This window comes from Cytophaga sp. (assembly GCF_051961495.1).
Classification (GTDB): domain Bacteria; phylum Bacteroidota; class Bacteroidia; order Cytophagales; family Cytophagaceae; genus Cytophaga.
The window spans coordinates 1-26,845 of sequence record NZ_JBQCDF010000004.1; the positions used below are offsets into that span (position 1 = coordinate 1).

Here is a 26,845-nt window from a genome sequence, read left to right on the forward strand (position 1 = left end):
CATGTAAAATAATACTGTTTAATTACCAATTAAACTCATATTATTACAATTGGTCTATATGCACTTGCATGACCATTTAAGAAAAATTTCCTGACTTAAACCGAAATTTTGAATGTAAAATAACCCGCAGTAAAGAATAGATAAAAAAATAATTCAGGGACAAATTTCATCTATGGGAGTTAAAATTTATTCTTCTTTTGCTGCTGCTTTCAGCAACAAAAAAGAGACTCGCAATAGTTTGTTTTAACACACATACATGAAAGCATGTTCGTCGGTTTCAGGCCGATTACTAACGCCTGCAAAAATAAACAAGTTGATTACTTGTTTCCCGCAAGCAAATAAAGCACTGCCATACGTACAGCAACTCCGTTCTCTACCTGGTCTAAAATAATGGAATGCCCGCTGTCGGCCACGTCGCTGCTGAGCTCTACGCCTCTGTTGATCGGACCCGGGTGCATAATCACGATTTCTTTATTCAGCGAATCAAGTAATTGTTTGTTGATACCGTAATACTGGGAATATTCTCTGAGGGTTGGAAAATATTTGATGGTCTGGCGCTCAAGCTGAATACGCAGCACGTTTGCAACATCACACCAAAGCAATGCTTTGCGCAGATCAAATTCAACCTTCACTCCTAAGTCGCCAATGAATTTAGGAATCAATGTTGACGGTCCGCAAACCATTACTTCCGCACCTTGTTTCTGCAGGGCAAATATATTCGACAATGCTACACGTGAGTGCAGAATGTCACCGAAAATACAAACTTTCCTGCCTGCCACAGAACCTAACTTCTCCTGAATAGAAAAGCTGTCAAGCAGGGCCTGTGTCGGGTGCTCATGCGTACCATCACCGGCATTCACAATGTTGGCGTTGATATGCTTCGCCAGAAAATGCGGTGCGCCAACGCTTGCGTGGCGCATCACAATCATGTCTACTTTCATGGCCAGGATGTTGTTCACTGTATCTAAAAGTGTTTCACCTTTTTTTACAGAACTTGCCGCAGCGGAGAAATTAATGGTATCAGCAGATAATCTTTTTTGCGCCAGTTCAAATGACAATCTTGTACGCGTAGAGTTTTCAAAAAATACATTGGCAATGGTTACATCACGCAAGGAAGGGACCTTCTTGATCGGTCGGTTAATAACCTCTTTAAATTGACCGGCAGTTTCTAAAATAAGCTCAATATCTTTTGGTGTAAGATCTTTTATTCCCAGTAAATGCTTTACAGATAATTGGCTCATTTTATATTTATTTCTTTACTAACCAGATTAATTCTTTTTTATCTTCAACTTCGCTGATGTCAACCACTACTTTTTCCGATTCCAGACAGATTACTTCCCGGCCTACGTAATTCGGCTGAATAGGTACATCACGGCTATACTTGCGGTCAATCACAACAAGCAGTTCCACATCTTTGGGTCTGCCGAAAGCCATCATGGCATCCATTGCGGCTCTTACTGTACGGCCGGTATACAACACATCATCCACCAGGATTACGCGCTTACCTTCAATCAGGAATGGGACTTTTGTCGCATTGGCGCGCAGCGGACCATCATGTCTTCTGAAGTCGTCGCGAAAAAAGGTCGCATCCAGGTAACCCAGATTGATTTTCTTTTTGGTGGCCTTTTCTAATTTTTTATGAATGCGCTGTCCGGTGGCAACGCCTCTTGGCTGGAGCGCCAAAATAACTGTATTGGAAAAATCGTCGTGCGACTCGATCAATTGCTGACAAAGCCGGTCCAGCATGACCTGCAATAAATCGTTGTCGATTATAATGCGTTTGGACATAAGTCTTTGTCTTTAAAATTTTACAAATATAGAATTTTATGGAATAGCGCCGTTGAAAGATTTGTTTTTTTTATTCACCTGCTAACTCCATAATAATATCAAACTCCTCTTTCCGAACAGGTTGCACAGAGAGGCGCATCAATTTGATCAATGCCATGTTTGCAAGGCGCTTATCTTTTTTTACCATCTCCAGCGTTACCGGTTTTTTCAGTTTCTTTACCGGGGCAATGTCTACAACCACCCAGTTTGCATCATCAGTCGTAGGATCCTGGTACGCTTCTTTCACAATCTTAGCAATGCCAACAATCTCTTTCCCTTCATTTGAATGATAAAACAGCAGCAAATCACCCTTCTTCATTTCTCTCAGGTTATTACGCGCCTGGTAATTACGCACACCATCCCAAAAGGTCTTTTTATCAGCAAGAAATTGGTCAAAAGAATATTTGAAAGGTTCGGATTTGATAAGCCAGTAATTCATAGTTTACAAAGTGTAAAGTTTAGAGTGTAAAGTGTACTCTTACACGTATTCTTTCTAGCTTAAAATTAACTAAAAAATGGAAGTTTAATATGCAAAATGAAGAAAACTCAATGCTTTCTTTACACTTTACACTTTACACTCTTATCTGTATCTTTACATATTCCATTAAACGTTTACTTCCTTGACAAACCAAGAAATAGCTGATATTCTATTATTGACAGCTTCGCTCATGGAGCTGCATGATGAGAATTCTTTCAAAGTGCGCTCGATTCAGAATGCAGGATTTCAAATAGAAAAAACAGAGGTTACCTTATCGCTGCTTTCTCTGGCGGAACTGGAAAAACAGGAAGGCATAGGTAAAAGCATTGCAGCCAAGATCGCTGAGTTGAGCCAGACCGGTAAATTAACCGAACTTGAAACGCTTAAGCAAAACACACCGGAAGGCATCATCGAATTGCTGGACATTAAAGGCATTGGTCCAAAGAAGGTAAAAACACTTTGGAAAGAACTTTCCATAACCAACAAGGAAGAACTTTTTGAGTGCTGTAAGAATAATTCTGTTGCTCAGCTGAAAGGCTTCGGCGAAAAAACACAGGAAAATATTATCCAGGTGCTTCAGTTTATCATGAAGCAATCTGACAAACATCTTTATGGCGATACCGAAGCAATTGCTTTTGATCTTGAAAAAAAACTTAAAGCAGACGTAAACGCTCATATCCAGCTTTGCGGCGAGATGCGCCGCATGCTGGAAACCATCAGCGCGATTTCTTTTTTAGTCCCTGCAACAGATACCGGCGCAGTGCTTTCAACGATCCAAAAATTATCCTACCTCACTGAAGAGCCTGCTAAATCAGGCTTATACAGATGGCAGGGATTTGAAAACACAAAAAATATTCCTGTAGAAATCTACATCACCACAACAGAAAAATTCGGCTCGGAATTATTCAAACGTTCATCCGGTGAAAAACATTTACGTTTAAAAACGGTTGCGGGGAAAACCTACCTGCAAACCGCAACAACTACAGCCTTTGCTACTGAAGCTGCGTTATATGAAAGCCTGGGGCTACCGGTTATTCCTGCAGAATTAAGAGAAGGCTACAGAGAAATTCAACTTGCTGAAAACAATTTATTAAGTGAACTGATCACCGATGCAGACATCAAAGGCAGCTTCCACAACCATTCTACTTACAGTGACGGTAAACACACTGTGGAAGAAATGGCCCGGGAATGCATAGCCCTGGGCTATTCGTACTTCGGTATATCAGATCACTCAAAATCTGCCTTCTATGCCAACGGTCTCGATGAAGCCCGTGTTTTAAAGCAACAGGCAGAAGTAGATCAGTTAAACAATACGTTGTCAGGTTTTAAAATCTTCAAAGGAATTGAGTCTGATATTCTCAACGATGGCGCGCTGGATTATGCAGACGATGTGCTAAAAACCTTCGACTTTATTGTTGCTTCCATTCATTCAAACTTAAAAATGAATGAAGAAAAAGCTACACAACGCCTGATCACTGCGATTGAAAATCCTTTTACAACCATGCTGGGCCACCCAACCGGGAGGTTATTATTGAAAAGGGAAGGTTACCCGATTGATCATAAAAAAATCATTGATGCCTGCGCGGCAAACAATGTGATCATTGAGATCAATGCACATCCATGGCGCCTCGATATGGACTGGAGACACATTGGTTATGCGCTTGACAAAGGGTGTATCATCAGCATCAATCCGGATGCACATGAAAAAACCGGCTTGCAGGATATGCATTTCGGAATCTGCGTAGCACGTAAAGCCGGCTTATGCAAAGAACAAACATTCAATGCATGGCCGCTGGAGAAAGTAAGCAGCTGGCTTAAATCCAAAGGTAAATAGGCAGACTCCAGCACATGAAAATTCTGATCCTTCGTTTTTCTTCCATCGGCGATATCGTGTTAACAACACCGGTTATCCGCTGCCTGAAAAAACAATTACCTCAGTCCGAAATACACTTTGCCACGAAGTCGTCTTTCAAAAGTATTTTAGAAAATAATCCTTATGTTGACAAGCTGCATCTGCTTGAGTCTTCAACGGGAAATTTTATAAAACAATTACAATCTGAAAAGTTTGACGTTGTTATTGACCTGCATAACAACCTGCGCACGCGTCGCATCAAATGGTCACTGAATGCAAAAAGCTATACGTTCGACAAACTGAACCTGCGTAAATGGTTTTATGTAAACTGGAAATGGAAGGTAATGCCCGACATACATATTGTTGAGCGTTATCTGGAAACAGTGAAAAAGCTCGGTGTAAAAAACGATCAGCAGGGCCTTGATTATTTCATTCCGGAAAAAGACATTGTTCCGCTCAGTTCTCTACCGCAGGTATTTACTGCCGGTTATATTGCTATCGCAATCGGCGCCCAGCACGCGACGAAGCGATTACCTGAAGCAAAGCTTATTGAACTGATCGGAAAAATATCACAACCGATTATTTTACTGGGCGGAAAAGACGATGTTTCTATGGCTACCCGCCTTCTTTCCTATTTCCCCGACGGGAGGCAGATTGTAAATGCCTGCGGTGTGTATAATTTAAACCAATCAGCCTCTATCGTACAGCAGTGTACTTATCTCTATACCCATGATACCGGGTTGATGCATATAGGCGCGGCCCTTGCTAAAAAAATTGTTGCGATCTGGGGCAACACGACTCCGGAGTTGGGTATGTATCCTTATAAAACCGAGCACGTGAACTGGCAGGTTGCTGATTTATATTGCAGACCATGTTCGAAGATCGGTTATAAAAGCTGCCCTAAAAAACATTTCCGGTGCATGAATGAACAGCAGCTGCCGGTAACAGAAATTGAAAAACGATGGAATTAAAAAGGTCCCGCAAATTGCGGGACCTTTTTAACTAATGTGTGTATGAAAGAAATTAGATTTTTTTCACTTCAACTGCATTAACACCTTTTTTACCTTCAACGATTTCGAATTGAACTTTGTCGTCTTTAGTAATTTGTTCTTTCAGACCTGAAACATGGACGAAAATTTCCTTGTTGCTGGCGCTGTCTAAGATAAAACCAAAACCTTTGGTTTCATTGAAGAATTTAACTGTTCCCGTATTCATAATGGTATTGTAATTAATTGAATACTAAAGTTATGAATAAAAATGAGAATAAAAATTATTTACATATTTTTTTTGAAAATCCCGGATTCAAAACCTGCGAAATCGCATTCGTTACCCATTTTTCATCTAAAAAACAAATATATTTAAAACTCCAAGGACAGCCTTATGAATGACTAACAGCAGTTTTATTCCGGGATTTTTAGAAATATAATTCAAAGAATTGCGTTTTTAGTCATACATAAGAATATGAACAACCAAATTTTTTCAATGCTGCCAAATCGATATTCGCTAAATCATTATACCTTATTTTCTTTATCAATTTTGGCTTTAAGCTTATCAATTTAACTGCTGAGCCAATCTGGTATGATGAGTGTTTCAGCATTTTTTATTCCCAACAACCTTTTTCAAACATATTGGATGTAAGCAAATGGGAACCACCGCCGCCACTCTTTAATCTTATACTTCATTGCTGGATCAAATTGTTTGGTGTTTCTGAATTCGGAGTACGTTTGTTTCCCGCTCTGTTCAGCTCTTTGGCCGGGGTTGTATTATATCTTTTCTTAAAGAAATTTACCACGACCCGTATTGCAGTCACTGCTTCTGTCCTGTATCTGTTTTCAGACATTTCCTTTTACTATGCGCAGGAGGTCCGTTGCTATTCTTTTGTACTCTTTATGAGCATTGTTTCTGCCTGGGTTTTTATTGAACTTGTTTCTAAACCCAATTACAAAATAGCTGCAGGACTGGGGCTTACTTATTATATCCTGATCATGACGCATTACCTGGCTTTTTTTATTCTTTTGTTCCAGGGAATTGTGTTTTTAATTTTCTTCCGGAAACCGCTCTTTAAATATTATTCTATAAGTGTTGGTGTGTTCCTGCTGCTCATCACCCACTGGATCCCCAGGATGCTTGAAGTTGCGCGAGGCGATGGCAATAATCACTGGCTGAAAAGTCCCGCGCCGGACCAGCTTTTACAGCTTATTTATGATCTGAATAATGGTTCAACCCAACTGACGATACTAGGTTTGTTTGCAGGTATCAGCATACTGGTAATAATGATTAAGAGACTTCCTTTATTTGAAAATAAAGAAACAAAAGTCATTTTTATGTATTCGATCTGCATCAGTATTGTTACCGTACTGCTCAGCTTTTTCATCTCAGCAATGGTGCCGATCTTTCTCGACAGATACCTTTTATTTACCCTGGTTGGCTTTGTGATTTTTTTCTCTGTTTGTATTTCATCCTTACCGGTAAGGGATTCCTATTATTATATACTGTTAGCTGTCATAGGACTATTTGCTTTTCAACAGGTGAAGCTGGATGTGCCCACAAGAAAGATGGATTACAGAAGTGCTGTTTCATTCGTAAAACAACAGCAGGACTCAAGTAGTGCTGTTTTTATTCAGACCGATGATGTCATGCCTCTTTTTGTCTATTATTATGACCGGTCTATGTTTAAAGATTACGACAACATAGATAGCAACCGGATTGCAGAGAAAATATTTGAAGGAAATGATTCCACGAAACTTCAAAAAGAGCTAAACGACTCCTACCCTAAGATCATACATGTAGAAACGTATAGCGATGCCACAGACCCGAATAAGACAGTTGAAGCCTGGTTTTCCCTTCATGGCTATAAAAAAGAAATCGATAAAAATTACATTGGCGTAAAAGTGACCGTTTATAGAAAAGACTCTGATGATCTGATTAAGTAAAATAAATAAAAACTCCGTATCTTCAATTTTCAATATCACCTGATCAACATGGAGCTTTCAATAGTCATACCTGTATTTAACGAAGATTCGAATATATACCTGCTCTATAACCGCACGGTAAAAGCATTGAATACACTTGCTATTGATTATGAGCTGATTTTTGTGAACGATGGCAGTAAGGACAACTCGCTGTCCATCCTGGAGCAATTATCGAAAGAGGACGCAAGAGTTAAATACATCGACTTCAGCAGAAATTTTGGCCACCAGATTGCTGTATCTGCTGGTCTTGAGCATGCTGCAGGCAACCGCATCGCTATTATAGATGCCGACTTGCAGGATCCGCCGGAACTACTGGTGGACATGTACAAAAAAATGGACGACAATTTCCAGGTTGTTTATGCCCGCAGACGTTCCCGTAAAGGTGAAAGCTTTTTGAAAAAACTGACCGCAAAACTTTTTTACAGAATCCTGTCTTCCATTACCAATATTGATATTCCATTGGATACCGGTGATTTCCGGATGATTGACCGGAAAGTGCTTTTGGTTTTAAACCAGATGCCTGAACAGGAGAAGTTTCTGCGCGGACAAATTTCCTGGATCGGCTTTAACCAGACTTCCATTGATTACGATCGTGATGAGCGGAACGGTGGGAAAACCGGGTATACCTATAAAAAGATGTTTCAATTTGCACTCAACGGCATTACTTCTTTTTCAGACTTTCCGTTGCGCTTTGCCTCCATTATGGGATTTACCGTTTCAGGCATTGCATTTTTGATCATGTTGTATACGTTATACAGCAAGTTCATACTTAAAGATGTAATTCAGGGCTGGACCTCGATCATGCTGTCGGTCATGTTTATCGGCGGTATACAATTGATCTGCCTGGGCATTATCGGCGAGTACATTAAACGTATCAGTACCAACATCAAGAAAAGACCATTATATGTGATCAATAAAACGAACATATAATATCTTCTCGCATACAAAAACTACCTGCACTATATAATTCAAAATCACGTGCTATCTAACGTTCGCTTTTCCCTATCTAAACTAACCATATACCTGCTGCTGGCAGCTATGTTATCCATAGCAGGCTATTATCAAAAGTATCGGAAAGGTGTGATCGAATGGGATATCATTTCTTATTATGCCTACCTGCCCGGGCTTATTATTTATAATGATTTAACATTTTCATTTATTGATAAGAATACGCCTGAAGGGGTTGTCATCTGGACAGAAAGAACACCTGAGAATAAACACGTCCTTAAAATGACAAGTGGTTTATCCGTTCTGTATGCACCGTTTTTTCTTATGGCCCACGGCATAGCCAAACTTCAACCACACATGTATACACCCAATGGTTACTCCATGGTATATTCACTTTTTCTCATTCTTTCAGATATCTTTTACACCATTATAGGTTTTATTTATTTACGAAAAATTCTGCTGCTCTATTTTTCAGAAGTAGTATGTGCGTTAACACTTCTTGCTATTTACTTCGGCACAAACATGTATTTCTATTCGCTGTTCGAAGTGATGTCGCATTGCTACCTCTTCTGCCTTGTTACCATGTTTACATTTTATACCATACAGTGGCATGCGAAACCTTCTTACAGATATTCTATCTATCTGGGCCTGCTGCTTGGACTTATAATACTGATCCGGCCTGTAGACATATTAACAGGAGGCCTGTGGTTGTTTTACGGAATTTATTCAGTAAACAGTTTTAAAGAAAAATTTTCTCTTTTATGGCAACATAAATTACTTATTCTGATTATTGGTATACTTGTTTGCAGTGTATTTTCCATACAAATGTTCTATTGGAAATATGCTACAGATAGCTGGCTATACTGGTCGTATAGCGAAGAAGGATTTTTCTGGACACAGCCGCACATACTAAAAGGTTTGTTTGGCTTCCGGAAAGGTTTATACATTTATGCACCTGTTCTTCTTCTGGCAAGTGTCGGCATGTTTCTGACATATAAATATGTAAAAGACTTTTTTGTTCCGATCCTTATTCTGTTTACTTTATTTACTTATGTAATTTTCAGCTGGTGGTGTTGGTGGTATGGAGGCGGTTTATCTATTCGCCCAATGATTGATATCTATTGTATTTTCGCCATTGGTCTTGGAGCATTCATTCAGGCAATTCTAACATTCAAATCAGCTATAGTAAAATATAGTATCCTGGCAATATTTGCATACACAGTATATTATGGTTATTACGTCAACTGGCAATACCGTGAAGGATTGATTCATCATGACAGTATGAATTATACTTCCTGGAAAATAAATTTCATGAAGGATTATCCGCATCCGGGTTATTACGAAAGTTTAACTCCTCCCGACTACGAGAGCGCTGTGCGGTACGGACACGAATAATACATCATTAACCACTCTTAAAATATTTTACATGACTTCTCTTTCTTTCAGCCCCTTGAATAGCAAAGCTGCCTTTTATGCTTTTATATACCTCGTGCTTATTGTATTGATACCGCACGGCGGTCATTTCGGTGACATGCAATGCTGGAAAGACTGGGCGAGCTTCAGTTTTAAAAACGGTCTTGGGGATATTTATTCTTCAGGCACAGACTATCCACCACTGTATCATTATATCCTGACGTTTTTTGCATATCTAAAAGGAAATGAAGATCTCATCAGAAATAATATTTATGAATTGAAATACATTACGCTGCTTTTCGAATTCGCTTCGGTGTTTTTACTTTTTAAATTCATTAACAAAGAACAGCGACCTTTCTTCTTTGTTTTCATCATGCTGAATCCGGGATTTCTGTACAACAACATAATCTGGGGGCAGGTAGATGGCATTGTAGGCTTCTTACTTATGGCTTGTGTACTTTCATTGATCAGCAGAAAAAACACACTTGGTCTGCTCCTTTATGTTCTTGCACTAAACTTTAAAGTTCAATCGATTATTTATTTCCCGCTTGTCCTGTTTATACTTGTCCATAATATTGCAGACTTCAACGGAATAAAACGTATTGCACTTTCTGTTTTAGCTATAGCTGTGCTACAGGTGCTTATTATAATGCCATTTATTCTTACAGGCAGCACCAATAAGCTGATGGATGTGATTGTCAATTCTGTAGATAAGTATCCGCAGGTATCCATGAATGCCTATAATTGGTGGTTCTGGGTTTTTGAAGAGCATCCTATTAGTATTCTTGACAACGGCACCTGGCTGAATGTTACTTATAAAACGTGGGGGTTGCTGATTTTCTTCTTAAGCTCTGTTGCAGCCTTATTGCCATTGTTTTTAACATGCCTTGCAAACATTTTCAGTAACAATAAACTCGCGATAAAAAGAATAGACCTGGTATTTGCCAGTGCTGCATTGGTAACAATTTTATTCTTTTTTTGCAACACACAAATGCACGAACGGTATTCGCACTATGCACTGATTTTCCTTGCGGGCTATTTCGCTGTTACCAATAACTACCTGCCTTTTTTATTGGCATGCTTTGCCTACTTCTTAAATATGGAGGCTGTATTACGCATATTGAATTTTCCGAATTATGATATTTTATTTTTCAATCCGGAATTTATCGCTATACTTTATCTGATCCTGATTTTTGTATTGTATTATATCATTTACAAACGTTCGGAATTATTACTGAACATTAAGCAATTACTGGATTCCCTGTTGCTGAAAAATAAAAAAGCTGTCTAGCTGAAAAACCCAATCGCCAGCAATTATTCCCCGACGATTGGTTCCAATGCCTCAACGGCGAGATCATCAATATACATTTCACTTCCACACATATTCCAGAAGTGTACAATTATTTTATCGTCGCTGTGTTTGACTTCCGGAGTCAGGTAATCTAAATAAACGCGTGTCCAGGTACGGGGTTGAACAGTCACATGAATTAACTCTCTGGTGCTGTATTTATTCGTATTGCCTTTGCTATCCATATAGATAACCAAAGCTGCATTGTTCTTGTTCGTGAAAGCAGAATCAGGTACATACACCCAAACCGATGCTCTTAGCCACATGTATTCTTTAGAAGTAATATCATAATATGCCTTAGAAAAATTGGGTGAAAATAAATGTGCGCTGTCTAATTTCAATGAGCGCGTTCCTGTGTGTGCATTTGAACTGAATAGTAAATTTGAATCCGTTGTGTGTTCATACGATTCCGAAAAAATTTTTTTTCTGGTGAATTGATTTATATCTCCTTCAAACTCTTTCTGAACATACAACCCGCGATCTATCGATAAGCTTTTCTTATCTTCCGCTGTTGCCTCTGTTTTGCCAAAAACTTTCCAGTAATATTTTTTATTCATCCTGTCGCCATCAATAATCCCTTCCGTGTATTGCCATGTCTGAAACATATTCAAAACAATAAAGCATGCCAGCAATACACAGACAACTGTTTTCTTCCATAAAGAGTATTCTTTTACGGCAATAAAGAAATATCCGAATCCGATCGCAAAAAAGGAATACGATTCAACCATTGGGCGTTGCCCGAAACTAGCGGCGTACCACCAGCACTCCCAGCTGGACAATGCATATATAATCAGTATCGTATAAACCAGGAAAGACCAGAATATATTTCTGTTGAATCTGTATATATAATAGAACGAGGCCAATCCAACAATCATGACCGGTGTATAAAGCAGCCATCCTTTTCTATAACTGAATAAAAACTTCAATGTATAAGGATCCAGCAAAGACATGCGCTGGGCATGAAAATTAAATTCCAGCGATCTTGTTGTGTAGATCCAGTATGAAAACTGAATCGCCATACAACCTGCCACACAAGCGATAAAAATAATAACATGGCGTTTATACTGCAGGAAGAATCGCAGCTGCTCTTTCCACATCGCCAGACTCGTAAGATTCCAGAACACCGGGACCACAATCAAGATCAGTTCGGTTGGTCGTACAATGGTATTTATACCCAGCAACAAACCTGCGATCCATACATCCTTCGTTTTTTTGTTCTTAAACCATTTTCCGATATAAATTAAATACAGGCAGTTTGTTAAAAAGAGTAAATTGTGCGGCATGGATAAACTCAAGCCTGTACTCATGTATAAATTGGTACCGAAAAATATAACAATGAGCGAAAGGCTTGCAATGGTATCAGAAAAATAAGTCAGCTGTAATTTCCTTAAAAAGAAAATTGCAGCGAGTTGATACAACAGTGCGCATAGAATCATAGATATCTGATACGGAGGCGACATACCATCCACATCGAAACCACCGATGATAGCGATAACATGTCCCGCCAGAAACGCCGGCAAATAACAAATGCTATAACCGATATTATATATAATTGTGCGCCGGCCGTCTTTGGTTGCCACCTGGTAAAAGGTTGCCGTTGGTTTATATTTTTCATTTAGTTTTTCCGGCCAGTCACCTTGCAGACAAGGATCCTGGTGAATAATAAATGCCGGCAGGTATAAATAATATCCATAAGCATCCCATGCTATGTAACTGATGGATTCATGACGCTGTGCTCTTTCCAGATATACCTTATTGCCAATGATAACAAACAGGGAGAATAAAATACAGATGAAAAATGTTCCTTTAGCCTTCATTGTTCGAAATAATATGCAGCTGATTATATTTAGCTAAACAGGAATAAAACAACTTCATTAAAAAATAAACCTGCAGCTGAAATTTATAAGCTGCAGGTCAGTTGTATGTTTATTTTAAAAGGAATGATTTTAATTTTCCGAAATCGTTTTCAATTACAATCGACTCTTTCTTTTTACTTGCCACTTCCAGCAAACGTGCCGGAATCTCTACATCCTTTTCAATGATATCATTTACTACTTCAATAAATTTTGCAGGGTGAGCCGTAGCCAGGAAAATACCTGTGGCATCTTTGCCGCTCTCCTTGAAATATTCTTTTAAACCTAAGTAACCAACAGCACCATGCGGATCCATCACATAGCCTGTGTTTTTATATACAGACTTCACGGCAGCTGCTGTTTCCGCATCCGTGTAAGCTTTACCTACAACATCTTTGCGTAAAGCATTGATGTCTTTGTCATATAATTCAATCACACGCGGATAGTTGCTCGGATTTCCTACATCCATCGCGTTGCTGATCGTTGCAATAGAAGGCTTTGCCTCAAATACACCTGTGTTGATATACTTCGGCATAATGTCGTTTACGTTGGTAGACGCTACAAACATATCTACCGGCAAGCCCATTTTCTTCGCGATCAAACCGCCGCAGATATTACCAAAATTTCCGCTTGGCACCGAGAACACGACTTTCTTTCCTAATTTCTTTGCCTGTGCATAGGCATAGAAATAATAGAACGACTGCGGAATCAAACGGCTGATGTTGATTGAATTTGCAGAAGACAAATTAATTTTTGAAGTAATGTCTTTATCCAGGAACGCCTGTTTCACCATGCGCTGACAATCGTCAAACGTACCAAGTACTTCAAGTGCTGTAATATTTTTACCAAGTGTGGTAAGCTGCTTTTCCTGAAGGTCACTTACCTTTTTGCTCGGATAAAGAATTGTAACTTTAATGCCTGCCTTATCTAAGAAGCCTTGTGCTACGGCGCTGCCTGTATCGCCTGACGTTGCCACCAGAATCATGATCTCTGATTTTTCTTTTTGCAGGAAATAAGACATCAGTCGTGCCATGAAACGTGCGCCGAAGTCTTTGAATGCCAACGTCGGACCATGAAACAGTTCAAGCACATAAATATTGTCTTCAACTTTTATAACCGGCGCATCAAACGTTAGCACATCATCTACAATGCTGCGGATTTCTTTTTCAGGAACTTCATCACCGATCAACGCTTTGCATACTTCAAAAGCGATATCCTGAAAAGATAGCTTATCAATGTTTTCAAAAAACGATGCGGGTAACGTTGGAATGTTTTCCGGCATGTATAAACCATTATCATCCGGCAGTCCTTTGAATACTGCCTCTTTTAAATTCACTTCCGGAACCTGATGATTTGTACTGTATAGTTTCATTTCTTTTATGCTTAAGGCGCCTAAAGCCGAAGGCTGAAGGCAATTCATTTCTTTTATTAAACAGAGTTTGTTAATTTTTCACTTTTCGGCTTTAGGCGTTTGGCCTTAGGCTTTCAGCTTAAATCACTTTCGGTCCTTGCTGATTCACGGTCGACACATACACATCGCTGCCGATATTGATTGCATCAAAACCTTTCTTCATGGCTTGTCCGATTTTTTGTGCAGCTTCCTGACTTGTACTTAAGGCAAAGATTGACGGACCAGAGCCTGAAATGGAACAACCCAGCGCGCCTGTATCCAAGGCTGCTTTCTTTACATCATCAAAGCCCGGAATCAATACCGAACGTGCCGGTTCAACAATATGATCCTGCATGGAGCGGCCGATCAGGCTTGTATCATTCATTAACAAACCTGCAACCAATCCGCCGACATTACCCCACTGAGCAACTGCCTGACTTAATTGAATCTGTTTAGGAAGAATATTGCGGGCATCCTTTGTCTGCACTTCAACATGCGGATGGATGATTGTTGCATATAAATTGGAAGGCACAGGCAGCTTAACAACATCCAGCGGTTCATAACTTCTTACCAGTACAAAGCCCCCATATAAGCATGGAGCAACGTTGTCGGCATGCGCAGAGCCGCATGCGAGGAATTCACCTTCCATCGCAAACGGAAGCAGATCCTTTACTTCCATTTTATTGCCCAGCAACTGATTGATGGCATACACACCAGCAACAGTAGAAGCTGCGCTTGAACCCAGCCCGCTGCCTAAAGGCATTTTCTTTGTCAGCTCAATTTCTATCCCTTGCTCAATGCCTAATTTTTCCAGGTAACGAATGATCGAAATACTAACGGTATTTTTTTCAGCATCCTTTGGCAGGCGACCTTCATCGCCGGTAATGGAAGTAATACGCACTCCTTTTTTATCTGACAGGCGAAGTACCACTTCATCACCCGGATTATCTACAGCAAAGCCCAGCACGTCAAAGCCGCAGGAAACATTGGCTACAGTAGCAGGAGCAAATACTTTTATACTATCTTTCATTTTTCTTAAGTTCTAGGTTTTAAGTTTTAAGTTTTAAGAATTTCCTTCTCTACACTTTACACTTAAAACTTCACACTACTTTACCCCTTAAGGTAATTACTGATGCGGATGATATCTCCGAACACACCGGCTGCAGTTACTTCTGCACCGGCGCCAGGCCCTTTGATCACCAACGGACGCTCTTTGTATCTTTCCGTTGTATATGCAATCATGTTGTCGCTTCCGGAAAGAGAGAAGAATGGATGTGTGCTATCAACCGCCTGTAAGCTTACTTCAGCTTTGCCATTTTCAAGCTTCGCAATGAAACGCAGCACTTTGTTCGCTTTGTCTGCTTCGTCACGCTTCTTCGAAAATACGCTGTTATTTTTTTCCAGTTCAACGAAGAAGTCTTCTACTGTTTTTGCTTTCAGGCATGGGGCCGGAAGGATATTTTCAACTACTACATCATCAAACTCTAAGTTGAAGCCTGCTTCACGTGACAGGATCAAGATCTTACGGGCAACGTCTTTTCCGTTTAAGTCGTCTCTAGGGTCAGGCTCTGTAAAGCCTTTCTCTTTTGCTTCCTTAACAACATCGCTGAATTTCTTATCGCCTTTGAATGTATTGAAGATATAAGAAAGTGTTCCGGATAAAACGCCTTCAATACGAATGATCTTATCACCGCTATCTTTTAAATCGTTCAGGGTATTGATTACGGGTAAGCCTGCACCAACGTTTGTTTCATACATCAGCTTCACACCACGCTTAAACGCAGTCTCCTGAAGCTTTTTATAATCCTTGAACAAGCCTGAGTTAGCAAGTTTGTTTGGTGTAACAATAGAAATGCTTTCATCCAGAATGTCATGGTAGAATGAAACAACATCTTTGTTTGATGTATTGTCAACAAAAATTGAGTTGCGAAGATTCAGATCAACCATGCGTTTTACAAACTCTTTCAGGTTTGCTTTTTCACCTTCTTCCAGTTTTTCTTTCCAGCCAGTTAATGCTACGCCGTTTTCGTTGATGAGCATTTTCTTGCTATTAGCTAAACCAACAACATTAATCTTGAAACCTTTTTCTTTCTGCAGGTAAGTAGCTTGTTTCTGCAACTGTTTCAACAAGGCGCTGCCGATCAAACCAACACCTACCACAAATACGTTGATTGTTTTCACATCACTCAGGAAGAATGATTCGTGAATAACGTTCAATGCTTTTGTAAGATCTTCTTTACCGATTACCACAGACAAGTTGATCTCGGAAGAACCTTGCGCAATGGCAACTACGTTGATACCGTTCTTGCCTAATGAAGAAAATAATTTTCCGGCAATACCCGGCGTATGGCGCATGTTGTCGCCTACAACCGCAACGATCGCCAGATTATCTTTTTCGTGCAGCTTATCTATTTTACCTGCTTTGATCTCATGTTCGAATTCTTCCTCAACCGCTGCCTTCGCTTTTGCAGATTCTTTTGAATCAATCACAAAACAGATTGAATGTTCTGAAGAAGCCTGCGTGATCAGAATCACGTTGATAGAGTTTCTTGCCAGCGCCCCAAACAGACGGCCCGATACGCCCGGCACACCTACCATACCGCTACCGGTCAGGTTCAAGAGCGAAATATTTTCAATGGATGAAATTCCTTTTACAGAATGATCCGTTGCGCTTGTCTTCGCATTAATCAATGTACCTTCAAATGCGGTGTTGAATGTATTTTTGATCCAGATCGGAATATTCTTTTTAAATGCCGGCTGCAGTGTTGGCGGATAAATAACTTTCGCCCCGAAGTGCGACATTTCCATGGCTTCGATATATGAAACCTGCGGAAGTGTGAATGCACGTTTTACTTTACGCGGATCAGCGGTCATGATTCCGTCAACGTCTGTCCATATTTCAATACCTTCGCTATCAAGCGCAGCACCAAATACAGATGCCGTATAATCAGAACCTCCGCGGCCCAGCGTTGTAGTCTCACCTTTTTCAGTTGAACCGATGAAGCCTGTTGTTACAACACTTGTCTTAATATCCTTGAAATAATCTTTGATTGCCTTGTCGGTTTTTTTGAAATCAACCTTTGCAGATCCGAAACCATTGTCTGTAATCACTACATTGCGTGCATCCAGGAACGTAACATCAACGCCTTCCTGCTTCAGGAATTCTGCAACAAGGTACGAGGAAAGTCTTTCGCCAAAGCTTAACACCAGGTCGTTTGAACGTGGAGATAATTCTTTTAGCAAATAAACGCCCTGCAACAAATCCTGTAGTTCGTTCAATACCAGTTTCAGCTGTGCAATAACTTTACCCTGATTCTTTACATCAATCAAGGTCTTTGCGGTATTTACGTGTTTTTGTTCAATCGTTTTTAAAATCTGCTGGTATGAAATATCCGTAGCAGATGCTTTCTGACCTACTTCAACCAGTAAATTTGTAATTCCTGACATAGCAGAAAAAACAACTACAAATTTTTCCTTCTTCTTATAGGAAGAAAGAATTTCTGCAACTTTGCGAATACTCTCTACAGAACCAACAGAGGTACCACCGAACTTTAACACTTTCATAGTATTGGTATTATCTTAATAAAAATACCTGCAAAAATAGTGTTTTTTAGTGTTTATCGGGAAGAAAAAGGTACTTAATTCATGATAAATTCATAAAAAGCACCGGAAGCTCCGTGTAATTCCCAACTACCTGATTCATACCATAAAAAACGCCTTCCGGTTGGGAAGGCGTTTTATTATTTCTCTTATGGAATATTAAAATCAAATGCTCTTAGAAAAATTCTTTCATGCGCTCAAAGAATGACTTATCGTTCTTGCCCGGATTCGGTTTGAAATTGTCTGATTCCTTGATTGATGCCAGTAATTCTTTTTCTTCTTTCGACAACGTTTGCGGAGTCCATACATTTACATAAATCAGCTGATCCCCTTTCTGGTAGCTGTTTACATCTTTTAACCCTTTTGAACGCAGACGTAGAATTTTTCCGCTTTGTGTACCCGGATCAATTTTAATTTTCACTTTTCCGTCTACGGTAGGCACTTCAACACTGGTACCAAATACAGCATCGAAGAAAGTAACATATAGTTCGTAAATGATATTTAAACCATCACGCTTTAAATGTTCATCTTCAATTTCTTCAATCAGGATCAGCAAATCACCGGCAACACCGCCTCTTGGAGGCATGTTTCCTTTACCGCTCATCGACAGCTGCATACCATCAACAACACCCGCAGGTATTTTTATTGTAATAGTTTCTTCTTTCTCAACAGTACCCTGACCATGGCAATGTGTACATTTATCTTTTACAGTAGTGCCTTCGCCATTACAGGTAGAGCAGGTTGTAGCCGACATCATCTGTCCAAGCATGGTATTTACAACCTTCTTTACCTGACCGGTACCATTGCAGGTAGTACATTTTTGCACCGCACCATTCTTCGCGCCTGTACCACTGCATTCCTCGCAGGCTACCTGACGCTTCACTTTTATTTTCTTCTCACAACCATTCGCAATTTCTTCTAAATTTAATTTCAACTTAATACGAAGGTTTGAACCTTTCCGAACGCCCCGGCCTCTGCTGCTGCCGCCACCGAAGAAGCTTTCGAATGGCGAGCCGCCGCCGAACACGTCGCCGAATTGGGAGAATATGTCATCCATATTCATACCGCCCCCGCCGTAACCACCGCCCGCTGCCTGATGCCCATACTGGTCATAACGCTGGCGTTTTTCCGGTGTGCTCAGCACTTCGTATGCTTCTGCCGCTTCTTTGAATTTTTCTTCTGCCGAAGGGTTGTCCGGGTTTTTATCCGGATGGTATTTGATCGCCAACTTGCGATATGCTTTTTTAATCTCGTCTGCAGAAGCAGATTTGGACACTTCCAGTACTTCGTAATAATCTCTCTTTGCCATTTCTTAAGCTCCAATAACAACTTTCGCGTATCTGATTACTTTATCGCCTAAATAGTAGCCTTTCTCAACTTCGTCTACAACTTTGCCTTTCAGATCTTCTGTCGGCGCAGGAATCTGTGTAATGGCTTCATGCAATTCACTGTTAAATACTTCTCCCTGTGCATTCATAGCTGTAAGGCCTTTTTGCTGCAATGTTTTGTTGAATTTGTTATGGATCAACTCCACGCCTTCACGCAATGCTTTTGTTTCTTCTGTTACAGGAATATTCTTTAATGCACGATCAAAATCGTCAATGACCGGAATCAGGCTGATCATCAGATCCTCTGTCGCAGTCTTTAACAAGTCAATGCGTTCCTTGCTGGTACGTCTTTTATAATTGTCAAATTCGGCATACAATCTGACATATTTATCTTTCCAATCCGCTGCTTCAGCAAGAGCTTTTTCTACCTCGGACAATTCAGCTGCAGGTGCAGCAGCTTCAGTAACTACCTCTTTTTCAGCAGAATTTTCATTCTGTTGTGCGTTTGCTTCGTCTTTTACTTCGTTCGTCATAATAATTAGTGATTTTGACAATAGGGGATTGTCAATAATATTGCCAAGCTGGTTTTGGTGTCATATTGTCAGCAAAACCAACTCCGAATTCTATTTATTTAATAAAATCGTCTTTTTGCTTCGTCATCGTGGTCCACAATAAGTCTTTCAACTCGGTAAGACCCTGATTCAGGTAAGAAGAGATGAATATGGACGGGACACCTTTAGGCAACTCCTTTTTGATTTCTGCCTTCAATTCGTCATCCAGCATATCAGATTTAGAGATTGCCAGGATCCGGTCTTTATGCAATAATTCTGGGTTGTATTTTTGAAGTTCATTCAACAGGATTTCGTATTCTGCCCGGATATCTTTTGAATCAGCAGCCACTAAAAACAGCAGTATTGAATTTCGTTCAATGTGGCGCAGAAAGCGGATTCCAAGTCCTTTACCTTCTGCAGCACCTTCAATGATGCCGGGAATATCGGCCATGATGAAGGATCTGTAATCTCTGTATTTTACAACTCCCAGGTTGGGTACGAGTGTAGTAAATGCATAGTCTGCAATTTCGGGTTTTGCTGCAGACACTTTTGACAGCAATGTTGATTTCCCCGCATTCGGGAAGCCTACCAAACCAACATCGGCAAGCACTTTCAACTCAAGGATGATCCATGCCTCAATGCCTGGTTCGCCGGGTTGTGCATAGTGCGGTGCCTGGTTGGTAGATGTTTTAAACTGCTCGTTCCCTAAACCGCCGCGGCCGCCGGGTACAAGAATAATCTCCTGTCCGTCTTCTGTAATTTCAGCTATCACTTCACCAGTTTCGGGGTCACGTGCAATCGTGCCCAAAGGGACTTCCATGATCTGATCCTTGCCTTGTCCGCCTGAAGCTCTGTTTGTACCGCCGCGCTCACCGTCTTCAGCAATCACGTGCTTGGTATATTTCAGGTGCAGCAATGTCCATAGCTGAACATTCCCTCTTAATATAATGTGTCCGCCGCGCCCGCCGTTTCCGCCATCCGGACCACCCAGCGGTGTATGTTTTTCCTTGCGGAAATGCACAGAGCCAGCCCCTCCTTTACCGGAACGGCAGCATACTTTTACATAATCAATAAAGTTGGAAGAAGCCACTTTGTTTTGCTTAAGCTTAAAGCGAAAAGCCTAAGGCTTAACGCGTGAATTATAATGTTTCGGTCTGTGTGTCGCAGACCGAGGATAAATAATGACCGGTCTGAATACCATGGCCTGTCCGCCGCGGCGGACAGGCCATTCAACTACTATTCCCGTCTGTGTGCCACAGACCGGGGATTGATAAATTTATTTTGCTGAATCGATCGCTTTGCAGATGGATGCGAATATCGTTTCTATTTCACCGATACCCTGCACTTTTACTGCTTTGCCTTGAGCTTCATAATAGGGAAGCACGTGAATCGTTTTGTTGAAATATTCATCAATACGTTTCAATACTTTTTCAGCATCATCATCTGCACGGCCTGAAGTCTGTCTGCGGATCTCAATGCGCTTTTTCAGTTCTTCTTCATTTACATCCAGCGCAATTACCGAATGAATTTTTGTATTCAATGTTGCCAGCATATTGTCCAGCACTTCTGCCTGGTGAACCGTTCTCGGGAAACCATCAAAGATAAAGCCCGTAGCACCTGCGTTCGCTTCGATAGCCGCTTTCAGAATACCTACCGTAACTTCGTCCGGCACTAATAAACCGTTATCAATGTATTCTTTAACTTTTACACCAAGTTCTGTTTTGCGGGAAATGTGGTCACGAAAAATATCTCCTGTAGATAAGTGCGCTAATTTATATTTAGCAATCAGTTTTTCACTTTGAGTTCCTTTACCTGCACCAGGAGGGCCAAATAAGACAATATTTAACATACGGGGTATCTTAATTTATTTTTGAAGGTACAAAAATACGCTTTTTCGGTGAAAGGGTAAGCATACTATGCAAAAAGCTTAATGCCAAAGGCTAAAAGCTTAAAGCTTTAAAATCCAATAGTTGAATTTAAGGCTTTAAGTCTTCCGCATTAAGCATTCTGTACTATAGTTTCTCCATCAAATACTTGTATAGTGCCAGCATCGATTCAATATCCTGTTTGTGCACACATTCATCCGGTGTATGAGCATCTTTTTCGGGTGCGCCGATAAAACACCAGTCCCACGGATAGGCAGAAAGCTGCAGCTCACGGCCATCACTGGCGCCTGCACCTTCAACCTCCAGCTGAAACGGAATGCCGGATTGTCTGGTCAGTTCAATGATTTTATTTACATATTTTTTCCGCGGGATCATTCTGTCGCGCATGGATATGGCAACACCCTTGCCAGCTTCAACACCTGCTGTAACCCAGGTTATATCACATATAAGGGATTGTTTTACGTGGAAGGTTTCGTAGATCCAGCGGGCAAGATAAGCCACAGACCCGCCGCCATGCTCTTCCCAGCAGGTGAATGCAATGATTCCGTTTTCAAGTGTTTCGGCCAGCTTCAATGCTGTCCATACACCTAATCTGTCGTCGAGATAAGGTGTTAAAATAAAATCACCTTCTTCCCTGAAGTTGGGTTTAAACGTTAATTCTGTTCCCCGGTCAATAATGCGGCCGGCATCCAGTATCCATTCCTCTTCTTCAATTTTCAAGACACCATCAACATCACCGTTGGAATCCTTGCCCACCAGACGATAGCCGTCTTTTGCATACGGTGAACCGATCGGGTGTAAATGATTGTTATATGCCACTGTAAAGCCAATAGAATCCATGTGCGCAAAAACTGCGGTTCTTGGATTTCCGAAAGCAAGTACAATGCAATCCTGCAAATCGTCGGATGTATATACTGTTGGCTGGTGTGACCACGAAGCAGCATTCTTGCGTATATAGTCTAACAGAAAATCTTTTAAAGGTTCTTCATTGCCTGAAGGTGCTTGTATAGAACAAAGTTCTTTTAACAGGTGCATATCAAAATCTGAATTAAAGTGATTCGAATTGATGAAACTTACAATTGTTTTTGTTAAAATTATGCATTCATTTTGAATATTAAAGTAACGATGAAAAAAGCTCTGGTCGCATTCCTGTTTTCTATTATTCATTTTTCCGGTTTCAGCCAGGCAGACACTACCATGTTGTTGTCAGATGCCACTGTACAGATCGAAGCCACAAATGCTATCAACAATCTTTACAATTTCAAATTTGATGAGGCAGAAGCATACTTCCTTCGCATTACGGCACAATACCCGGAACATCCGCTACCATCATTCCTTATGGCATTGAGCAATTGGTGGAAGATGATGCCTTATATAGATAATGAAGATTATACAAACAACTATGAAAAAGAATTTCTTCAATACATAGATATTTCTATAGAAAAAGGTGAAAAGATTTTTAAGAAGGATGATAACAATATTGAAGCTGCCTTTTTCCTATGTGCTGCACATGGATTTAAAGGGCGTTACTATTCTGAAAATAAAAGTTATGTAAAAGCTGCTTTTGAAGGAAAAAGCGCGCTGCATTATTTAACCTTCACCCGTGGCAAGGGTGTCTTAAGCCCGGAGTTTTTATTTGGTGAGTCCATCTTCAATTATTATTCTGAATGGATCAAAGGAGAATATCCTTTGCTGAAACCCCTTGTTGCTTTATTTCCCAAAGGCAATAAAGCACTCGGATTATCTCAGCTGAAAGAATGCGCGACCAATGCATTCTATACACGAACAGAAGCTCAGTATTTCCTGCTGCGGATCTATACAAATGAAGAGAACAATCCCAGAGCAGCGTTCCCATATGCAAAGTATTTAGCAGAAAGCTTCCCCGACAATCCATACTTCCAGCGCGTATATGCACGCCTTACCTGGGAACTGGGTCAATACGACGTATGTGAGAAAGTATGTTATGATATTAATTATAAAGTAAATATCGGCATGCCGGGCTATGAAGAAAACACCGGCAGACAAGCGAGCTATTTCCTGGGAAGATTGCTGTATGAAAAAGGCGATCTGGAAAAATCGAAATTCTACTTATCAAAAACGGCTGCGTTTGCCGAGTCAGGCAACATGACCAAAATGGGTTATTCCCTATCGGCATATTATTATCTGGGACTGATTGAAAAAAGAGCGGGCAATACCGGCGACGCTGAAAAATATTTATTGAAAGTAATTGAACACGGCGAAGACAAAGACGATAACGGAGCGATCTATAATTACTCCTATGCTTCTTATCAACTTGGTGATCTCTATGAAAACCAGAAAAAATATAAAGAAGCTAATCAATCATACAAAGACGCCATGAAGCGGGTTGAAAAACTGGATCCGGCACTTTACTCCAATACAATTGCTGAAGTAACAAAGAATTCCCAGGCAGGGATTGATCGTATAAAAAAAATTAAGAAATAGGCATTACCTTAGAATCCTTATAAGTAGAAAGGATAATCATGGATTGCATATTTCCGATTTCTTCTATGTCAACAAGTTTATCCAGAATTAACTTCTGATACGAATTAATATCCTTTGCGAGGATTTTTAACAGAAAATCGCCGGAGCCGGTAATATGGTGACATTCCACCACCTCTGGTATGGCATTCATCTGATTTACAAAAGACATGATCTGATGTTTTTTATGCCCTGACAAGGACACGGATACGAAAACCGCGGTTCCAATACCCAGCAATTCACGTTCAACTTCCGCATGGTAGCTTTTGATAACTCCCATATTTTCGAGCTTACGAACACGTTCCAGGGTTGGTGCTGGTGACAATCCAATCTCAGTAGCTAACTGAGAATTGGTGATTTTCGCATTCGCTTGAAGAATCTCAAGGATTTTTTTATCGATGGAATCCAATTTAATACTCATTATTGACAGGTTTATTGCCCAAGATACAATTTATTCATTAATTTCAAGAATATTAAATATAGCAAACTTTTAAAATGGGCTACCAGAAAATTTCGGCTTACGAGCTCTCAATCAGCAAAAACCTGATTGCGTCGTACGAATATTTTTTATTACCTGTTTACATTTTCCTGTTTTTAGTAGCAACCCGTATCATTGTTGAACTTTTTTACAAAGACCAGACCATACGGAAATATATCTATACAGGGCTCTCATTAAAAATCATAGGTGGTATTTTTGTTACCCTCGTTTTTAATTTTTTCTACAAAGGCGGTGATATCGGCACTTATTACAACGAGGGCAGAATTCTGGCGAATCTGATTTTAGAGAAACCAGCATACATTTTCCGGATATTCTTTTACAGTCCTTCCGGCAACGACACTGAACTGAAGAATCTTTTTCTGGGCATGCATTACATCAATGCTACCGACACACTCATCATCCTTAAGATTACAGCATTTATAAATCTTTTTACCTTTAATTCTTATCTGATAACAACATTCTTCTTTAGTTATATCTCTTTCTGGTGCATATGGAAATTTGTTACCTTACTATTTGAAATTTATCCGAATCATAAAAAATATGTTGTGTGGGCATTTTTTTTCACTCCCAGCCTCATTGTTTGGGGCAGCGGTATATTGAAAGACACAATTTGTTTTTCATCCCTTTGCATCATTCATTATTATTTATACAGAATTTTTATCAAGAAGAATTTCCATTTCATGTATTTGTTTTATATTCTTTTCACAGGCTACATCATACTTACCATTAAGCTATATATATTACTGGCATACGCGCCATGCTTTTCATTCATGGTTACCCAAAATTATAAAGCAGGCATACAAAATAATTTATTAAGAGCCATGGTTGCACCATTTGTAATTGTTTTAGCTCTGGTGGTGAGTTATGTATTGGTTACTCAGCTGGGCGCACAAAAAGAACGTTTCTCCAACGAAAAGATTCTGCAGACAGCAAAAATACAGCGTGAATATATTCATGCGATTTCTTTAAACTCCAGCGGCTCTACCTATGACCTGGGAGAAATGGATGGCAGTATATTAAGCTATATCACAAAGATTCCAACGGCCATCAATGCAAGTTTATTCAGACCTTATTTATGGGAAGCAAGAAATCCCATCATGCTTTTGTCTGCCCTTGAGTCAAGCCTGCTTCTGTATTTAACACTCCGGCTACTCTATAAAAGAAAATTCAAAAACACACTGGCACTTTTAGCAACAGATTCAAACCTGCAATTCTTTTTAATATTTGGTTTGATGTTTTCTTTTTTTGTAGGAGTAACTACCTATAACTTCGGCAGTCTGGTTCGCTATAAAATACAAGGCTATCCGTTTTATATTGCAGCGATCCTGTTGCTGTATTATTTACAGGAAGAAGAAAATAAAAAATTCAAACGTAAAAAAATGTACATACCTGCAGCTGTTACTGAATAACCTTTTCAATAATCGTCAAATACTGATCTTTATTGGCATTTATTGAATAATGCTCCACTATATTTTTTCTACCGTTCGTTCCCAATGTTTTCCTCAAGTCTGCCCGCTCAAAAAGATCTGATAATGCCTGAAGCCATTCTTCTTCTGTTGTAACCAGCAAGCCTGATTTTCCATTTTCTATGATTCGGAGATTTGCACCAAGAGCCGTAGCTACCGTTGGAATTCCCAATGCCATATACTGCAATGCTTTTAATCCGCTCTTGCCATATACCCATTGTTCGTTTAGCGGCAAGGGATAGACGCCAATATCTATACGCTGCAAAGTTGCCACTTCTATCTTCTCATCAAACGGAACAACTTCTATATTCAGGCCTTCAATCACACATTCCTGCACACCAAATATTAAAATCCTGAATGTATATTTTTCTTTCAGCTTAAGCAGAATATCTTTTAATAAAGCAAAATATTTTAATGTACTGTGACTGCCGGACCAACCAATAACGAGTTCGTTTTTATTGTCATAGCTATTAACAGGAATGTATGTATCTGTATTGATCGTCGATGAAATATCTGTCACCTGATCATTATGTTCAAGTGCAAATTCTTTTAAATATGGTGTACATACAATCACCTGCCTTGCATACTTCATTAAAAAAGTATACTTCTCCGGCCGCTTCAGCAAAGAGACCATGCTATTCACCTTTGACGTGTTGCCAAGAAAAACCAGGTCGTCGATATCATAAATAACATTAGGATTGAGCCATAGATAAAGCCTTTCAAGAACCGGATATCCAAATGGCGTAACATTAAGAAATATATATATGCCATCATAAAATGGCAAAAAAGGTAACAGAATAAGTCGCCTTATATATCCGTAAACCGTCCAGAAAATTTTTTCAAACACATTGCCTTTTTTGTAAACAATATTCCAGAAACGGTCAGACATAAATGGCTTCACATCGATCTCTATTCCATTGCTTCTCAAATACGAA

23 protein-coding genes are annotated in these 26,845 nt (G+C 39.9%); 8 read left to right on the forward strand and 15 right to left on the reverse strand.

Annotated features, from left to right (window positions below; all coding sequences use genetic code 11):
• Positions 1 to 317: 317 nt before the first annotated feature.
• The 3 genes from ACTHJT_RS00195 to ACTHJT_RS00205 form a co-directional block, all read right to left on the reverse strand.
• The gene (locus tag ACTHJT_RS00195) at positions 318 to 1,241 is read right to left on the reverse strand and encodes an aspartate carbamoyltransferase catalytic subunit (protein ID WP_440235514.1); all 924 of its coding nucleotides are present in this window, start codon (positions 1,239 to 1,241) and stop codon (positions 318 to 320) included.
• 7 nt (positions 1,242 to 1,248) lie between these two features.
• Entirely contained in the window at positions 1,249 to 1,788 is a 540-nt protein-coding gene (pyrR, locus tag ACTHJT_RS00200; protein ID WP_440235515.1) for a bifunctional pyr operon transcriptional regulator/uracil phosphoribosyltransferase PyrR, read from the reverse strand.
• Between the two features lie 70 nt (positions 1,789 to 1,858).
• Positions 1,859 to 2,266, reverse strand: a complete 408-nt coding sequence (locus ACTHJT_RS00205; RefSeq protein ID WP_440235516.1) for an EVE domain-containing protein — start codon at positions 2,264 to 2,266, stop codon at positions 1,859 to 1,861.
• Between the two features lie 181 nt (positions 2,267 to 2,447).
• Here ACTHJT_RS00205 and polX point away from each other — a divergent pair, with 181 nt between their 5' ends.
• On the forward strand, positions 2,448 to 4,139 hold the full coding sequence (gene polX, locus ACTHJT_RS00210; RefSeq protein WP_440235517.1) for a DNA polymerase/3'-5' exonuclease PolX: 1,692 nt from the start codon (positions 2,448 to 2,450) through the stop codon (positions 4,137 to 4,139).
• 14 nt (positions 4,140 to 4,153) lie between these two features.
• Positions 4,154 to 5,128: a glycosyltransferase family 9 protein gene (locus ACTHJT_RS00215; protein WP_440235518.1), complete on the forward strand. Its 975-nt coding sequence runs from the start codon at positions 4,154 to 4,156 to the stop codon at positions 5,126 to 5,128.
• Positions 5,129 to 5,180: 52 nt separating this feature from the next.
• Here the strand turns inward: ACTHJT_RS00215 and ACTHJT_RS00220 are convergent, their stop codons facing one another.
• Positions 5,181 to 5,372 carry a cold-shock protein gene (locus tag ACTHJT_RS00220; RefSeq protein ID WP_011583489.1) on the reverse strand — a complete coding sequence of 64 codons (192 nt, stop codon included), beginning with the start codon at positions 5,370 to 5,372 and terminating at the stop codon, positions 5,181 to 5,183.
• A gap of 413 nt (positions 5,373 to 5,785) precedes the next feature.
• Here ACTHJT_RS00220 and ACTHJT_RS00225 point away from each other — a divergent pair, with 413 nt between their 5' ends.
• The 4 genes from ACTHJT_RS00225 to ACTHJT_RS00240 are packed head-to-tail and all read left to right on the forward strand — an operon-like array spanning position 5,786 to position 10,781.
• The gene (locus tag ACTHJT_RS00225; RefSeq protein WP_440235520.1) at positions 5,786 to 7,090 is read left to right on the forward strand and encodes a glycosyltransferase family 39 protein; all 1,305 of its coding nucleotides are present in this window, start codon (positions 5,786 to 5,788) and stop codon (positions 7,088 to 7,090) included.
• Positions 7,091 to 7,138: 48 nt separating this feature from the next.
• Positions 7,139 to 8,059: a glycosyltransferase family 2 protein gene (locus ACTHJT_RS00230; RefSeq protein WP_440235521.1), complete on the forward strand. Its 921-nt coding sequence runs from the start codon at positions 7,139 to 7,141 to the stop codon at positions 8,057 to 8,059.
• 48 nt (positions 8,060 to 8,107) lie between these two features.
• A complete protein-coding gene (locus ACTHJT_RS00235) occupies positions 8,108 to 9,472 on the forward strand; it encodes a hypothetical protein (RefSeq protein ID WP_440235522.1) in 1,365 nt (454 codons plus the stop codon).
• Positions 9,473 to 9,503: 31 nt separating this feature from the next.
• A complete protein-coding gene (locus ACTHJT_RS00240) occupies positions 9,504 to 10,781 on the forward strand; it encodes a hypothetical protein (protein WP_440235523.1) in 1,278 nt (425 codons plus the stop codon).
• Between the two features lie 23 nt (positions 10,782 to 10,804).
• Here the strand turns inward: ACTHJT_RS00240 and ACTHJT_RS00245 are convergent, their stop codons facing one another.
• The 9 genes from ACTHJT_RS00245 to ACTHJT_RS00285 form a co-directional block, all read right to left on the reverse strand.
• Complete coding sequence (locus ACTHJT_RS00245; RefSeq protein WP_440235524.1) at positions 10,805 to 12,655, reverse strand: hypothetical protein; 1,851 nt, start codon at positions 12,653 to 12,655, stop codon at positions 10,805 to 10,807.
• A 109-nt stretch (positions 12,656 to 12,764) separates the two neighbouring features.
• Positions 12,765 to 14,063: a threonine synthase gene (gene thrC / locus ACTHJT_RS00250; RefSeq protein ID WP_440235525.1), complete on the reverse strand. Its 1,299-nt coding sequence runs from the start codon at positions 14,061 to 14,063 to the stop codon at positions 12,765 to 12,767.
• A gap of 118 nt (positions 14,064 to 14,181) precedes the next feature.
• A complete protein-coding gene (locus tag ACTHJT_RS00255) occupies positions 14,182 to 15,111 on the reverse strand; it encodes a homoserine kinase (protein WP_440235526.1) in 930 nt (309 codons plus the stop codon).
• 80 nt (positions 15,112 to 15,191) lie between these two features.
• Positions 15,192 to 17,645, reverse strand: coding sequence for a bifunctional aspartate kinase/homoserine dehydrogenase I (gene thrA / locus ACTHJT_RS00260; RefSeq protein ID WP_440235527.1), 2,454 nt, complete (start codon positions 17,643 to 17,645; stop codon positions 15,192 to 15,194).
• Positions 17,646 to 17,856: 211 nt separating this feature from the next.
• Complete coding sequence (gene dnaJ, locus ACTHJT_RS00265; protein WP_440235528.1) at positions 17,857 to 18,990, reverse strand: molecular chaperone DnaJ; 1,134 nt, start codon at positions 18,988 to 18,990, stop codon at positions 17,857 to 17,859.
• 3 nt (positions 18,991 to 18,993) lie between these two features.
• Complete coding sequence (locus tag ACTHJT_RS00270) at positions 18,994 to 19,542, reverse strand: nucleotide exchange factor GrpE (RefSeq protein WP_440235529.1); 549 nt, start codon at positions 19,540 to 19,542, stop codon at positions 18,994 to 18,996.
• A 94-nt stretch (positions 19,543 to 19,636) separates the two neighbouring features.
• Complete coding sequence (gene obgE, locus ACTHJT_RS00275) at positions 19,637 to 20,650, reverse strand: GTPase ObgE (protein WP_440235531.1); 1,014 nt, start codon at positions 20,648 to 20,650, stop codon at positions 19,637 to 19,639.
• Positions 20,651 to 20,836: 186 nt separating this feature from the next.
• Positions 20,837 to 21,409 (reverse strand): adenylate kinase, encoded by a 573-nt coding sequence (locus tag ACTHJT_RS00280; RefSeq protein WP_440235532.1) that lies wholly within the window; start codon positions 21,407 to 21,409, stop codon positions 20,837 to 20,839.
• A 163-nt stretch (positions 21,410 to 21,572) separates the two neighbouring features.
• On the reverse strand, positions 21,573 to 22,481 hold the full coding sequence (locus ACTHJT_RS00285; RefSeq protein ID WP_440235539.1) for a M20/M25/M40 family metallo-hydrolase: 909 nt from the start codon (positions 22,479 to 22,481) through the stop codon (positions 21,573 to 21,575).
• Between the two features lie 90 nt (positions 22,482 to 22,571).
• Between ACTHJT_RS00285 and ACTHJT_RS00290 the strand changes: the two genes are divergently transcribed.
• Positions 22,572 to 23,909, forward strand: a complete 1,338-nt coding sequence (locus ACTHJT_RS00290; protein ID WP_440235533.1) for a tetratricopeptide repeat protein — start codon at positions 22,572 to 22,574, stop codon at positions 23,907 to 23,909.
• Here the strand turns inward: ACTHJT_RS00290 and ACTHJT_RS00295 are convergent.
• The gene (locus ACTHJT_RS00295; protein WP_440235534.1) at positions 23,899 to 24,366 is read right to left on the reverse strand and encodes an Lrp/AsnC family transcriptional regulator; all 468 of its coding nucleotides are present in this window, start codon (positions 24,364 to 24,366) and stop codon (positions 23,899 to 23,901) included. The two genes, ACTHJT_RS00290 and ACTHJT_RS00295, sit on opposite strands and share 11 nt — an antisense overlap.
• Before the next feature lie 74 nt (positions 24,367 to 24,440).
• On the opposite strand from ACTHJT_RS00295, the gene ACTHJT_RS00300 reads away from it, so the two are divergent.
• Positions 24,441 to 25,853: a hypothetical protein gene (locus ACTHJT_RS00300; RefSeq protein ID WP_440235535.1), complete on the forward strand. Its 1,413-nt coding sequence runs from the start codon at positions 24,441 to 24,443 to the stop codon at positions 25,851 to 25,853.
• Here ACTHJT_RS00300 and ACTHJT_RS00305 read toward each other — a convergent pair.
• Positions 25,843 to 26,845: glycosyltransferase family 4 protein (locus ACTHJT_RS00305; RefSeq protein WP_440235537.1), on the reverse strand; the 1,003-nt coding region annotated here is incomplete at its 5' end. The genes ACTHJT_RS00300 and ACTHJT_RS00305 overlap by 11 nt on opposite strands.